Origin of the sequence: Macromonas nakdongensis, from assembly GCF_002837145.1 — a bacterium.
Classification (GTDB): Bacteria; Pseudomonadota; Gammaproteobacteria; order Burkholderiales; family Burkholderiaceae_C; genus Macromonas_B; species Macromonas_B nakdongensis.
In genome coordinates this window covers 1-12,116 of sequence record NZ_NWMV01000017.1, presented here as the reverse complement: position 1 = coordinate 12,116, position 12,116 = coordinate 1, and the positions used below count along the sequence as shown (strand labels likewise).

Annotated in this window: 14 protein-coding genes; 8 read left to right on the top strand and 6 right to left on the bottom strand. The window is 69.7% G+C overall.

What is annotated here, in order from left to right:
• The first annotated feature begins 1 nt into the window (after position 1).
• The gene (locus CON77_RS02985) at positions 2-880 is read left to right on the top strand and encodes a DMT family transporter (RefSeq protein ID WP_232788383.1); all 879 of its coding nucleotides are present in this window, start codon (positions 2-4) and stop codon (positions 878-880) included.
• Between the two features lie 30 nt (positions 881-910).
• On the opposite strand, the gene CON77_RS02980 is transcribed toward CON77_RS02985, so the two are convergent.
• On the bottom strand, positions 911-1,534 hold the full coding sequence (locus tag CON77_RS02980) for a 5-formyltetrahydrofolate cyclo-ligase (protein WP_101047651.1): 624 nt from the start codon (positions 1,532-1,534) through the stop codon (positions 911-913).
• A 10-nt stretch (positions 1,535-1,544) separates the two neighbouring features.
• Between CON77_RS02980 and CON77_RS02975 the strand changes: the two genes are divergently transcribed.
• Together CON77_RS02975 and CON77_RS02970 are read left to right on the top strand one after the other, a co-directional pair.
• Positions 1,545-3,539 carry a lytic transglycosylase domain-containing protein gene (locus CON77_RS02975; protein ID WP_232788382.1) on the top strand — a complete coding sequence of 665 codons (1,995 nt, stop codon included), beginning with the start codon at positions 1,545-1,547 and terminating at the stop codon, positions 3,537-3,539.
• Positions 3,540-3,567: 28 nt separating this feature from the next.
• Complete coding sequence (locus CON77_RS02970) at positions 3,568-4,515, top strand: complex I NDUFA9 subunit family protein (protein ID WP_101047729.1); 948 nt, start codon at positions 3,568-3,570, stop codon at positions 4,513-4,515.
• An 84-nt stretch (positions 4,516-4,599) separates the two neighbouring features.
• On the opposite strand, the gene CON77_RS02965 is transcribed toward CON77_RS02970, so the two are convergent.
• Both CON77_RS02965 and CON77_RS02960 read right to left on the bottom strand, forming a co-directional pair.
• Positions 4,600-5,808 carry an OmpP1/FadL family transporter gene (locus tag CON77_RS02965; RefSeq protein WP_101047650.1) on the bottom strand — a complete coding sequence of 403 codons (1,209 nt, stop codon included), beginning with the start codon at positions 5,806-5,808 and terminating at the stop codon, positions 4,600-4,602.
• A gap of 50 nt (positions 5,809-5,858) precedes the next feature.
• Positions 5,859-6,434, bottom strand: a complete 576-nt coding sequence (locus CON77_RS02960; protein ID WP_101047649.1) for a DUF302 domain-containing protein — start codon at positions 6,432-6,434, stop codon at positions 5,859-5,861.
• Positions 6,435-6,648: 214 nt separating this feature from the next.
• Between CON77_RS02960 and CON77_RS02955 the strand changes: the two genes are divergently transcribed.
• The 4 genes from CON77_RS02955 to CON77_RS02940 all read left to right on the top strand — a co-directional run bounded on the left by CON77_RS02955 (position 6,649) and on the right by CON77_RS02940 (position 9,944).
• Positions 6,649-6,960, top strand: coding sequence for a metal-sensitive transcriptional regulator (locus tag CON77_RS02955; protein ID WP_101047728.1), 312 nt, complete (start codon positions 6,649-6,651; stop codon positions 6,958-6,960).
• Positions 6,961-6,964: 4 nt separating this feature from the next.
• Positions 6,965-7,663 (top strand): glutathione S-transferase family protein, encoded by a 699-nt coding sequence (locus tag CON77_RS02950; RefSeq protein WP_101047648.1) that lies wholly within the window; start codon positions 6,965-6,967, stop codon positions 7,661-7,663.
• A gap of 63 nt (positions 7,664-7,726) precedes the next feature.
• Entirely contained in the window at positions 7,727-9,040 is a 1,314-nt protein-coding gene (locus CON77_RS02945; RefSeq protein ID WP_101047647.1) for a multifunctional CCA addition/repair protein, read from the top strand.
• 10 nt (positions 9,041-9,050) lie between these two features.
• Complete coding sequence (locus CON77_RS02940) at positions 9,051-9,944, top strand: EamA family transporter (RefSeq protein ID WP_439650509.1); 894 nt, start codon at positions 9,051-9,053, stop codon at positions 9,942-9,944.
• Between the two features lie 24 nt (positions 9,945-9,968).
• On the opposite strand, the gene trxC is transcribed toward CON77_RS02940, so the two are convergent.
• The 3 genes from trxC to CON77_RS02925 all read right to left on the bottom strand — a co-directional run bounded on the left by trxC (position 9,969) and on the right by CON77_RS02925 (position 11,860).
• Complete coding sequence (gene trxC, locus CON77_RS02935; RefSeq protein WP_101047645.1) at positions 9,969-10,409, bottom strand: thioredoxin TrxC; 441 nt, start codon at positions 10,407-10,409, stop codon at positions 9,969-9,971.
• Between the two features lie 85 nt (positions 10,410-10,494).
• Positions 10,495-10,689, bottom strand: a complete 195-nt coding sequence (locus CON77_RS02930) for a DUF2905 domain-containing protein (protein WP_101047644.1) — start codon at positions 10,687-10,689, stop codon at positions 10,495-10,497.
• 10 nt (positions 10,690-10,699) lie between these two features.
• Positions 10,700-11,860: a class I SAM-dependent methyltransferase gene (locus CON77_RS02925; RefSeq protein ID WP_439650506.1), complete on the bottom strand. Its 1,161-nt coding sequence runs from the start codon at positions 11,858-11,860 to the stop codon at positions 10,700-10,702.
• A gap of 37 nt (positions 11,861-11,897) precedes the next feature.
• On the opposite strand from CON77_RS02925, the gene CON77_RS02920 reads away from it, so the two are divergent.
• Positions 11,898-12,116, top strand: a 219-nt coding sequence (locus CON77_RS02920; RefSeq protein WP_157826827.1) for an SDR family NAD(P)-dependent oxidoreductase, incomplete at its 3' end; no start/stop codon positions are given.

The window sequence follows — 12,116 nt, the reverse complement described above, 5'->3', positions numbered from 1 at the left end:
CTTGCAGAGCATCACCGCCATGGTCGTGGCGGTGGGCTTTTTCGCTTTGATGGACAGCGTCCTCAAGACGCTGGCCGACCATTACCCCGCCGTCCAGGTGGCCGCCCTGCGCGGCCTGGTGGCCCTGCCCCTGGTGTTCGCCTACCTGACATGGCGGCGCGCCTGGCCCCGGGTGTGGCACCTGCGCTGGCCCCTGCACCTGCTGCGCGGGGTGTTGGCGGTGGCCATGCTCTCGCTCTTCACTTACGGGGTGCACGGCCTGCCCCTGTCCAACGCCTACACACTGTTTTTCATCGCACCGCTGCTCATCACCTTGCTGGCCATCCCGGTGCTGGGCGAGCGCGTGCCGCGCACGCACTGGTGGGCGATTGCGGCGGGGCTGGCGGGCGTGCTGGTGGCCATGCGCCCCAGCCCCGGTGCCTTCGTCGGCTGGGCCGGCCTGGCGGTGCTGGGCGCGGCGGCCTGCTACGCGGCCTCGGCCGTCTCGGGCCGGCTGCTGTGCCGCAGCGATGCCCCCGAAAGCCTGGTGCTGTGGTCCATGGTGATGATGGCCGTGTTCGGCACCGCCCTGGCCCTGCCCGGCTGGGTGCCGGTGCGCGCAGCAGACGGCTGGCTGCTGCTGGCGTTGGCCGTCACCGGCTTCGGCGGACAACTGGCCATCACCCAGGCCTTCCGCCACGGGCAGGCCTCGGCCGTCGCGCCCTTCGAGTACACCGCCCTGGCCTGGGGCCTCGGGCTGGACTGGGTGTTCTGGCAGACCCTGCCCGACGGCTACACCCTGCTGGGTGCGGCCATCATTGTGGCCAGCGGCATCTACCTGCTGCGGCACGAACGGGTGCACGCCCAGGCCGACATCCACACCAGCACCGAACACCCCTGAGCGCCGGGGCGTCCGGCGCCTCGCCGCCGTTCAGCCCAGCGGCCAGACCACGCCGTTGTCGTTGAGGATCGCGTCCAGCGGCACGTCGTGCGGCTCGGGCTCCAGCTCGGGCAGGAAACCGTGGGTGTAGCCCAGCCCGACGGTGAACGGCCGCGGACTCAGTTCGCTCAAGGTGCGGTCGTAGAACCCGCCGCCGTAGCCCAGGCGGTAACCCCCCAGGCCGTAACCCACGCAGGGCACGAACAGCAGGGTCGGCTCGATGATCTCGGTGTCCTTGGGCTTGGGGATGCCGTAGGCGTCCTCTTCCATCGGGCAGCCCGGGTACCAGGTGTGGAAGGTCAGCGTCTTGGTGAGCTTGTTGATCACCGGCAAACCGATCTGGCGGCGCCGGCTGGCCCCCAGGGCATCGGCCTCCATGCCCGCCTCCTGCCAGCGGAACAGGGCCGGCAAGGGATCGAACTCGCCCTTGATCGGCCAGTACGCCCCGATGACCACGTCCGGGCGGTCCACCAGCCACACCCGCATGACGCGCTGCAAGGCATCGTTGCGGGCCAGGCGGTCGTCCAGATGCAACCGCTCCTCGACCAAGCGTTTGCGCCATTGGGACTTCAGATCTTTCTGATCGGACTGGGCTGCGGGGGCTTTGTTGTCCATAATTCTCCCTATGCGATTCACACTCATGTCGAAGCACTGGATGGCGGTGGCCACCCGCATCTTACTGCCTGCGGCACTCGCCTGGAGTCCCCTGGTCACCTCGGCTCAAACCGACGCCGAACGCGCCCTGCTGGACATGCGCCAGGCCTTCCAGGCCGGCAACGCCCAGCGCCTGTCGGCCCTGCTGCCGCGCACCCAAGGGCACCTGCTGGAACCCCAGGCCGCGTACTGGGAGTTGCGCGCCCGCCTGAACACCGCCAGCCCGCAAGAGATCCGGGCCTTCCTGCAGCGCCACGCCGGCAGCTACCACGAAGACCGCCTGCGCAACGACTGGCTGCTGCAACTGGGCAAGGCCCGGGACTGGACCACCTTCGCCCAGGAACTGCCGCTGTTCCGCATGAACGACGACCGCGAGGTCAAGTGCTACGGGCTGCTGGTGCAGCGCGACCGCCCGCTGACAGACCTGGCACCACAAGCCAAGGCCCTGTGGCTGGCGCAGCGCCGCGCCGACGACGGCTGCGCCACCCTGGCCGAGCGCCTCCTGGCCAGCGGCGCGCTGCCCGCCGACGCCGCCTGGCAGCGCGCCCGCTGGGCCATGGAGAACAACCAGCTCGCGGTGGCCACCCAGGCCATCGGCCTGCTCAACCCGGCCTGGCTGCCCCTGGTCAACACGGTGCACAGCGACCCGGCCCGTTACCTGGACGAGAAAGTCACCGCCATCCGCAGCCGCACCAAGGAGTTGGTGACGCTGGCCCTGGTCCGCCTGGCCGTCAGCAACCCCGACGCGGCCGCGGCCGAAGCCTCCAAACTGCGCTGGAAGACCCAGCTGACCGACGAAGAGCAAAGCTGGGTCTGGGGCGTGATCGGCAAGCGGGCCGCCTTGCGCCTGTCGCCCGAGGCCATGGCCCATTTCGCCAAGGCCGACAACCGCCACCTGAACGACGACCTGCTGGCCTGGAAGGCCCGGGCCGCACTGCGCGCCGGTGACTGGGAGCAGGTGCTGGGCGCCACCGCCGCCATGCAGCCGGCCCAGCGCGACGAGCCGGTCTGGCGCTACTGGCAAGCCCGCGCCCTGGACGCGCGCGGCACCCCCGAGGCCCGCGCCCAGGCCCGCGCCTTGTACGAACGCACCGCCAGCAGCACCGGTTTCTACGAGCAGCTCTCGCTCGAAGCCCTGAACCGCACCGTCACCACACCCCCGCCGCCCGCCACCCTGAGCGCCGCTGAAAAGGCCGACGCCCGCCAGAACCCCAGCCTGCAACGGGCCCTGGCCGCCATCGCCCTGGGGCTGCGCAGCGAAGGCGTGCGCGAATGGAACTACGCCGTCGCCCTGCACCACCCCGGCGGCATGACCGAGCGCGAACTGCTCGCCGCCGCCGACCTGGCCTGCGAACACGAGGTGTGGGACCGCTGCATCAACACCAGCAAACGCACCAGCGGCGAAATCGACCACGCCCAGCGCTTCCCCATGCCCTTCCGGCAGGCGGTGGTGCAGCGCGCCCGCGAGATCGGCCTGGACCCGGCCTACGTGTACGGCCTGATCCGCCAGGAAAGCCGCTTCGTAACCGCCGCCCAGTCGCACGTCGGCGCGGCCGGGCTGATGCAGGTCATGCCCGCCACCGCGAGCTGGACGGCCAAACGCATCGGTCTGCGCGACTTCAAGCCCGAACAGATCACCGAACGCGACACCAACATCGCCATCGGCACCGCCTACCTCAAGCTCGCGCTCGACGACTTCGAAGGTTCCATGGCCATGGCCGCGGCCGCCTACAACGCCGGGCCGGGCCGCCCCCGCAGTTGGCGCAATGGGCCGACGCTGGAGGCCGCCGTCTGGATCGAGAACATCCCCTTCGACGAAACCCGCGACTACGTCCGCCGCGTGCTGTCCAACACCACCAACTACGCCGCGCTCATCACCGGCCAGCCGCAACGCCTGAGCGCGCGGTTGGCCCCCATCGGACCGCGCCAGGCCAGCGCCCGGGCACCGAACACCGACCTCCCCTGAAACACTCCACCCCTTCCGCTTGAACATGATGCAAAAAGTCCTGGTCCTGGGCGGCACCGGCTTTGTCGGTCGCCACGTGTGCGAACAACTCAACCGCGCAGGCCTGCGCGCCACCGTCCCCACGCGCCGCAGCGCGCATGCCCAGGCGGTGCAGATGCTGCCCCTGGTGGACGTGGTCGAGGCCGATGTGCACGACGAAGCCACCCTGCGGCGGCTCCTGCCGGGCCACGACGCGGTGGTCAACCTCGTGGCCATCCTGCACGGCAGCGAGCGGGCCTTCCAGCGGGTGCACGTGCAACTCCCCCAGACCCTGGCACGGGCCATGCAGGCCAGTGGGGTGCGCCGCCTGGTGCACCTGAGCGCCCTGGGCGCGCAGGCCACCGGCCCCTCGTTGTACCAGCGCAGCAAGGCCCAGGGCGAGGCGGTGCTGGCCGCCGCCGGGCTGGACCTCACCGTGCTGCGCCCCAGCGTCATTTTCGGGGCCGAAGACCGTTTCCTGAACCTGTTTGCCCGCCTGCAGGCCACCCTGCCGCTGATGCCCCTGGCCGGGGCCCGCACCCGCTTCCAGCCGGTGTGGGTGGGCGACGTGGCCCAGGCCGTGGTGCGCTGCCTGCAACGGCCCGACACCGTGTGTCAAACCTTCGAAGGCGTGGGCGAACAGACCTTCACCCTGGCCGAACTGGTGCAACTCGCCGGCCGCCTGTCGGGCCACGAGCGCCCGGTGCTGAGCCTGCCGGTGGCGTTGGGCTACTTCCAGGCCCTGTTCATGGAACTGCTGCCCGGCGCGCCCCTGATGAGCACGGACAACCTGCGCTCGCTCGAGGTGGACAACGTCGCCAGCGGCACCCTGCCCACCCTGCATGCGCTGCACATCCAACCGAGCGCGCTGGAACCGATCGCCGCCGCCTACCTGGACAGCGCTGGCCGGGCCGACCCGCTGCTGCGCATCCGCGAGCGCTACGTCGGCCCGCGCTGACACGGGGCACAAATAAAACCGCCACACGCACGCGACGCAGGGCGGTGGCTGGGGCAAAAGCCGGCCCAAGCCGGCACCCCAGGGTCAGAACTTGCGGGCGTACTGCAGGCCGAAACCGTTCTGCTTCATCTGGATGGTGGCCGTGCCCCCACCCATGGCCGGGCCGGACACGGCGTTGTTCTTGCCATGCCACAGGGCCACGCTCCACTCCTCGTCTTTGCTGGGTGCGTACGTGGCACCGAAGGTGTAGTGCTTCTCGATCACGCCCGGCGCCAGGATGTTCAATTGCGCATCGCTGGACCGGATCGGGTTGTCGCCATCGTTGTAGCCGGCGCGCAGGGTCCACTGCGGGTTCATCTGCCACTGCACCCCCAGCTTGACAACGTTGACGTCCTGCCAGCCGAAGCCCGGGCCATTGGCGGCGCCGAACGGGGCCATCGCCGAACTGGAATTGCCGATGGACGCCACCTTGCTGTAGTGGATGCCCTGGTAATCCAGCGCCACCTGCACCGTGGGCGTCACCTGCAGGGCCATGCCCACGGTGTAGTTTTCCGGGATGTCGAAGTCGCCTTGCTCGGCAAACAGGTTGGCGTATTGGTCGAACTTGGACATGTTGATCTTGGGCGCGTAGGAAGCCCCCACCGTGACCATGTCGCTCAGTTTGCCGAAGTAGCCGATGCGCACACCCAGACCGTGGCTGTGGTCGTTACCGGGGTTGTTCACCCCAAATGCTTGCAAACCATAGGCCTTGAAACGCTGGTACACCAGCAAAGGCGACACGCCAATGGAATGGTTCTCGGCGACCTTGTAGGCCAGGGTGGGGGCGATGATGAGCTGCATCAGGTCCACGCCCAACTTTCCGGAACCTGCGGGCCCCAGCAGGTTGGAGCCATCGGGAAACGGGGCGTAACTGGTGTTCATGCCGCCGTTGCCGTACACCGTGAGCCCCAGGGACAGTTTGTTCGACAGCGCCACGTTATAGCCAAACTCGGGGATCAGAAAGGTTTCGCGGCCGCTGGTGGACTGGGCCGGGGTGCCGTCGTAACCGGCCGAGCGCTTGGGGTTGAAAATCTCGGCGCCCATCTCCCAGCGGTTGCCGGCAAAGGCGGAAGAAGCCGGGTTGTTCACTCCGGCAAAACCGTCGTGGGCCAGGGCCACGCTGGCGCCACCCATGCCCTTGGCCTTGATGCCGAAACCGTGCGGCATGTAGCCGTTGGTCGCGTGCGCGGCCCCGCCTGCGGCCAGCACGGCCACGGCCACGGCGGCGCGCTGCCAGGAAATCTGCTTGCCCATCTCTCGTCTCCTCGTTCGTGTGGTGAAAATGCGTGTCGGCCCAGGCGGCCTCAGAACTGGCCTTGCGAGGCGCGTTCCATCATTTCGTAGATGGTGTCGCGCACGGCCATGGCCTCCTCCTTCAAGGGCGAGGGGAGTTTACGGCCCATCTTGACCATCATGTCCATGTTCAGGGTGTAGAGCCACAGGCCGTCTTCCTTCTCGACCACGCTGATGCGGCAGGGCAGGTAAGCCGCCATGTGCGGGCTGAAATCCACCATCTTGCGCGCCGTGGTCGGGCTGCAGTAGGAATAGACGGTCAGGTGCTTTTCCTTCTTGCCGGAGCGTGCTTCCAGCTCTTTCGACAGGGGCAGCACGCCCACGTCGCGCATGTTGCGCTCGACAGCCACCAGCTTCAGGATCTCGGCCACGTCGCTGGGGCTGACGCCGTCCTTGACTTTGCGCTCCCAGGTGGTGGCCACGGCGATGTCGCCCTGGCCATCGACCCAGCGGTCCCACATGCGGCCGGCCTCGGCGGCGGCCCCATCTTCCAGCTTGCCGATGGTGCCCAGGGTGCCGCAGCCGGTGGTGATCAGCAATGCCGCGGTCACCGCGGCTCCCAGCGCCAGGCGCTTGAACGTCTTCATCCCATCTCCTCGCGGGCCCTCAAGCCCAGGTGTTGCAACTCGCATTCCAGACGCCCAAACAGTAACCGAGCAGATTGCTCAACCACATCCGTATCTACCCTAGGGGGTAGGGTTTAATGGGTGCTCACCAAAACAATGGGGTGCCTGCTGGCACAGCCGAGTTGCTTTTTTGGCACACTCCTAGTTGTTTCAGACCACACCGAAAGGGTCCACCGTGCCTACCGCCAAGAAAACCGCCGCGGCCCCCGCTGCCACCGCCCGCGCCGTCAACGCCTACCGCAGCGAGCACCAGCGCGATGTGATCAACCGCCTGCGGCGCATCGAAGGCCAGGTCCGTGCCCTGGCGGAGATGGTCGAAACCGGTCGCCCATGCGAAGATGTGGCCCAACAAATGTCGGCCGCGCGCAAAGCCATGGACAAAGCCTTCTACCGGATGATGGCCTGCTCGGTGATGGAGGCCGTGACCGGCACCGAGGCCGAGGCCGACGTGGAACGCTCCACCCGCATCCTCGAAAAATACGCCTGACCCCATGCTGCAGCTCTACATCGGCAACAAAAACTACTCGTCCTGGTCGATGCGGCCGTGGGTGCTGCTGCGGCAGTTCAACCTGCCGTTTGACGAGGTGATGGTGCGCTTCGATTCGTTCGAGGCCGATTCGCGCTTCAAGCAGACGCTGGCCGGCGTGAGCCCCACCGGCAAGGTGCCGGTGCTGGTGGACCACGCCGCCCCCGGGGGCCCGCTGACGGTGTGGGACACCCTGGCCATGGCCGAGTACCTGGCCGAACGCTTTGCCGACCACGCCCTGTGGCCGCGCGACCCGGCGGTCCGCGCCGTGGCCCGCAGCGCCTGCGCCGAAATGCACAGCGGCTTTGCCGCGCTGCGCAACGCCTGCCCCATGAACGTGGAAGCCCACCTGCCCGACGTGGGCGCGCTGGTCTGGCGCGACCAGCCCGGCGTGCGCGCCGACGTGGCCCGCCTGAGCGCCCTGTGGGAAGGCCTCCTGGCCCGCCACGGCGGCCCCATGCTGTTCGGCGACTTCAGCATCGCTGACGCCTACTACGCCCCGGTCTGCCTGCGGCTGCACGGCTACGCGCTGCCGGTGTCGCCCACGGTGGCCGCCTACGTGGCACGGGTGCGTGCCCTGCCCGGCGTGCAGGCCTGGATCGACGGCGCCCTGGCCGAGCAGGACTTCCTCGACTTCGAGGAGCCCTACCGCCTGCACCGCTGACCCCAGCCGCCGCCGCGACAGCGATCCGGCCCCCGCAGCGCGGCACCGCGGCACAATCGGTCGATGGACATTTACCTTGTGGGCGGGGCCGTGCGCGACGGCCTGCTCGGCCACTACCACACCCCGCACCCAGGCGCCGATGGCACGCCCCACGCCGACCGCGACTGGGTGGTGGTCGGCGCCACGCCCGAAGCCATGGTGGCGCGCGGTTTTCTGCCGGTGGGACGCGACTTCCCGGTGTTCCTGCACCCCGTCACGCGCGAGGAATACGCGCTGGCCCGCACCGAGCGCAAAACCGCCCGCGGCTACCACGGCTTCGCCTTTCAGGCCCACCCCAACGTCACCCTGGAGGAAGACCTGGCCCGGCGCGACCTGACCGTCAACGCCATGGCCCTGCCCGCCGCGGCGCTGGACGCCAACGGCCGCTTCGACCCGCAGCACCCCGCGCTGGTGGACCCCTACGGCGGCCGGCGCGACCTGCAGGCCCGCGTGCTGCGCCACGTGACCGACGCCTTCCACGAAGACCCGGTGCGGGTGCTGCGCATGGCCCGCTTTTGCGCCCGCTGGCCCGAATTCACCGTGGCGCCCGACACCCAGGCCCTGCTGCGCCAGATGGTGGACCACGGCGAGGTGGACCACCTGGTGCCCGAACGGGTCTGGCAGGAACTGTCGCGCGGACTGATGGAGCCGCGCCCCTCGCGCATGCTCGGCCTGCTACGCGACTGCGGCGCCCTGAAGGTGCTGCTGCCCGAGGTGGACCGGCTCTGGGGCGTGCCGCAGCGGGCCGAATACCACCCCGAAATCGACACCGGCCTGCACCTGAACCTGGTACTCGACATGGCCGCGCGCCTGCAGGCCCCGCTGACCGTGCGCTTCGCCTGCCTGTGCCACGACCTGGGCAAAGGCACCACCCCACGTGATGTGCTGCCGCGCCACATCGGCCACGAAGCGCGCAGCGTGAAACTGCTGCAGGCGGTGTGCGAGCGCTGGCGCGTACCGCGCGACTGCAAGGAACTGGCCGAGGTGGTGGCACGCGAACACGGCCACATCCACCAAAGCCTGGGCCTGGGCGCCGAGGCCACGCTGCGCCTGCTGGAACGTTGCGACGCGATCCGCCGGCCACAGCGCTTTGCCGAGGTGTTGCTGGCCTGCGAATGCGACGCACGCGGCCGCCTGGGCCACGCCGACGACGCCTACCCCCAGGCTCCACGCCTGCAAGCGGCGCTGGACGCTGCGATGGCCGTGGACACCGCGCCCATCGCGCAAGCGGTGCTGGCACAGGCCACCGACCCGGCCAAGGCCGGCCTGCAAGTGGCCCGCGCCATTGCCCAGGCCCGGGCTCAGGCCGTGGCACAGGCCCCGGGCGCCACGGTGTAGCGCCATGGGTCTGAAACCCCGGGACCTGGCGCTGGCCGGGCTGATCGTGCTGGTGTGGGGCGTGAACTTCGCCATCACCAAGGTGGGGCTGGCCGGCCTGCCCCCGATGCTGCTGGGCGCCTTGCGCTTTGTGCTGGCCGCCTTCCCTGCGGTGCTGCTGGTGCGCCCGCCCCAGGTGCCCCTGCGCTGGTACCTGGCCTATGGGCTGACGATTTCGGTCGGCCAGTTCGCGCTGCTGTTCACCGCCCTGTACGTGGGCATGCCCACCGGCCTGGCGTCGCTGGTGCTGCAGGCGCAGGCGTTTTTCACGCTGCTGCTGGGCGCCTGGTGGCTGCGCGAACGCTGGCAACGGCCGCAGCTGGTGGGCCTGGGGCTGGCGGCGCTGGGGCTGGGCTGCATCGGCAGTGCGCACGGCGCGGCCATGCCCTGGCTGGGTTTTGTCTTCACCCTGGGCGCGGCGCTGTCGTGGTCGTGCGGCAACATCGTCTCGCGCCAGATCAGCCGGCTCGGGCCCATCAATCAGTTCGCCTTCGTGGTCTGGGCCAGCCTGGTGCCGCCGCTGCCCTTCCTGGCCCTGTCGCTGTGGCTGGAAGGCCCGCAGGCCATGCACGCCGCGCTGGCGGGGCTGAACTTGGCCTCGCTCGGGGCGGTGGCCTACCTGGCCTGGGGCGCCACCCTGCTGGGCTACGGGCTGTGGACCTACCTGCTGTCGCGCTACCCGGCCAACCAGGTCTCGCCGTTCACGCTGCTGGTGCCGGTGGTGGGGCTGACCACGGGCTGGCTGGCCTTCGACGAGGCCCTGCAGCCGGTGCACCTGGCCGGGGGCGCGCTGCTGATGCTGGGCCTGGGCGTCAACCTGTTCGGTGCGCGGCTGCTGCAGCGCTGGCGGACCCGCGGCGCCTGAGCGGCACACCGGCCCCCGCCGGCATCAGCGCCCCAGGTGGGCGCGCACCCAGCGCACGATGTCGGCCTGCCCCATGGCACCGGGCTGGCGCGCGATTTCGCGCCCACCCTGGAACAGCGCCAGCGTGGGAATGCTGCGGATCTGGAACCGGGCGGCCAAGGCCTGCGCTTCCTCGGTGTTGACCTTGGCTAGGCGCACCTGGGGCTCCAGCTGCGCCGCGGCCGCCTCAAACGCCGGCGCCATCGCGCGGCATGGGCCGCACCAGGGCGCCCAGAAGTCCACCAGCACCGGCAGGTCGCTGCGGCCAATGTGCTTGTCGAAATTGCCCTCGTCCAGCGCCACCGGGCGCGCGGTGAACAGCGGGCGGTGACATTTGCCACAGTCCGGCGCGCTGGTCAGGTGGGCCGGGGCGACGCGGTTGGTGGTGTGGCAGTGCGGGCAGACGAGGTGCAGGGGATCGGTCATGGCGAAGACTTTCGGTAACGGCTGGCCATGTATGTGCAGGCCCTGCCGGCCTTTTCAAGATACCGGCGACCGTATCGCCTGCGGGTCAGAGGAGCCGCTGGATCAGGCTCGCCGCGCCGCTGAGCAGCAGCGTGGTGGTGACGGGCAAAAACCACTCGCGCCCAAAGGCGCGAAAGCGCAGGTCGCCAGGCAGCTTGCCGAAACCCAGCTTTTGCAACAAAGGGGTGAACCAGCTGATCAGCACCAACGCCAGGAAGATGACGAGGACCCAGCGGATCATGCGGCGGCTTTCACAAGGTGTGGGTGCGGTCGCCCTGGGCAAAGCCCAGGGGCAGCCAGTCGTCGGCGCTGGCAGCCGGCGCCAACGCAAGCACCTTGAACAGCTCGCCCATTTCGTGCTCGTTCACCAGCTTGGCCAAGTGGGCGCGGTCGGTCAGCGGGGCCTCGGCGGCCAGGTCCAGCAGGCCCGCGTTCAGCAAAAAGCGCCCCTGGCTGGTGTAGCCCATCACCTGCAGGCCGGCGTCCTGTGCAGCCAGCGCCACCCCGGTGAAGTTGACGTGCGCGGTGATGTCCTTCAACCCCAGGTCGGTCAGCGGGTCGGGATCGCTGCGGTGGGCACGGTGGCAAATCAGCGTGCCCATGTGGCGCTGTGGGTGGTAGTACTCGGCTTCGGGGAAGCCGTAGTCGATGAAAAAGGCCGCGCCGCGCCGCCAGCGTTCGGCCAGGGTGCGCACAAAGGCTTCGGCCTGGGGGTGGATTTCGGTCAGGTAATCGTGCGGGCCGGGCACGGCCAGCGGCGGGCGCAGGTCGGTCGGGCGATCGGCCCAGGCCAAGGCGGGGGTGCCGTCGGCCGCCGGGGCCAATGCCACGCCGCGTTCGTGCCACGCGCCGTTCAGGCGCACCAGCAGTTGCACCGGCATCGCGTCCAGCACCTCGTTGCCCAGCAGCACGCCGTTCAGCGCCTCGGGCAGTTGGTCCACCCAGTCCACCACGTCGGCAAACTCGGCCAGGCGCGCGCGCTGGCGTTCGCGCAGGGTGCCCGACAGGTCCACGATGCGGTAGCGGTGCACGGCCACGCCCTCGGCACGCAGTTGCTTCAGCACTTGGTGCGCCAGCGCGCCGGTGCCGGCACCGAATTCCCAGACCTCGTCGGTGCCGGTGGCGCGCAACGCCTGCGCCACCTGATGGCCCAGCGTGCGGCCGAACCAGGGCGACAGCTCGGGCGCGGTCACGAAGTCGCTGCCCCCGCCCGGCATGGCGCCGAACTTGACGCTGTCGTTGGCGTAATAGCCCAGGCCCGGGGTGTACAAAGCCAGCGCCATGAAGCGGTCAAACGGCAGCCAGCCGCCGGCGTCGGCCAGCTCGCGGACAATATGGGCTTTCAGCCGGTCGGTTGGGGAGGGTTCGCTCACGGTGGGGTCGCTTCTGGGTACTGGGGGCGGCGCCATCATACGGCGGCCGCGCCCACCGGCCCTGCCCACCGCCTCCATGCCCACTGCCTTGCACCCCGCACCGTCTTCCACCGCAGCGTCCGCCGTGCTCGTCACCGGCGGCGGGGTGCGGCTGGGCGCGGCCGTCTGCACCGCGTTCGCGCAGGCGGGCTGGCACGTGGTCTGCCAGTACCGGCAATCGGGCGCGGCGGCACAGGCCCTGTGCGAGCAACTGCGCGCCCAGGGCCACCTGGCCACCCCGCTGGACGGCGACCTG

What these genes read in the sequence shown, in the direction of transcription:
- CON77_RS02930 (WP_101047644.1), bottom strand. Translation starts at nt 10,689, where the DNA reads ATGATCCGCTGGGTCCTCGTCATCTTCCTGGCGTTGGTGCTGATCAGC.
- CON77_RS02965 (WP_101047650.1), bottom strand. Translation starts at nt 5,808, where the DNA reads ATGGGCAAGCAGATTTCCTGGCAGCGCGCCGCCGTGGCCGTGGCCGTG.
- CON77_RS02975 (WP_232788382.1), top strand. Translation starts at nt 1,545, where the DNA reads ATGCGATTCACACTCATGTCGAAGCACTGGATGGCGGTGGCCACCCGC.
- CON77_RS02945 (WP_101047647.1), top strand. Translation starts at nt 7,727, where the DNA reads ATGGACATTTACCTTGTGGGCGGGGCCGTGCGCGACGGCCTGCTCGGC.
- CON77_RS02925 (WP_439650506.1), bottom strand. Translation starts at nt 11,860, where the DNA reads ATGATGGCGCCGCCCCCAGTACCCAGAAGCGACCCCACCGTGAGCGAA.
- CON77_RS02960 (WP_101047649.1), bottom strand. Translation starts at nt 6,434, where the DNA reads ATGAAGACGTTCAAGCGCCTGGCGCTGGGAGCCGCGGTGACCGCGGCA.
- CON77_RS02980 (WP_101047651.1), bottom strand. Translation starts at nt 1,534, where the DNA reads ATGGACAACAAAGCCCCCGCAGCCCAGTCCGATCAGAAAGATCTGAAG.
- CON77_RS02970 (WP_101047729.1), top strand. Translation starts at nt 3,568, where the DNA reads ATGCAAAAAGTCCTGGTCCTGGGCGGCACCGGCTTTGTCGGTCGCCAC.
- CON77_RS02950 (WP_101047648.1), top strand. Translation starts at nt 6,965, where the DNA reads ATGCTGCAGCTCTACATCGGCAACAAAAACTACTCGTCCTGGTCGATG.
- trxC (WP_101047645.1), bottom strand. Translation starts at nt 10,409, where the DNA reads ATGACCGATCCCCTGCACCTCGTCTGCCCGCACTGCCACACCACCAAC.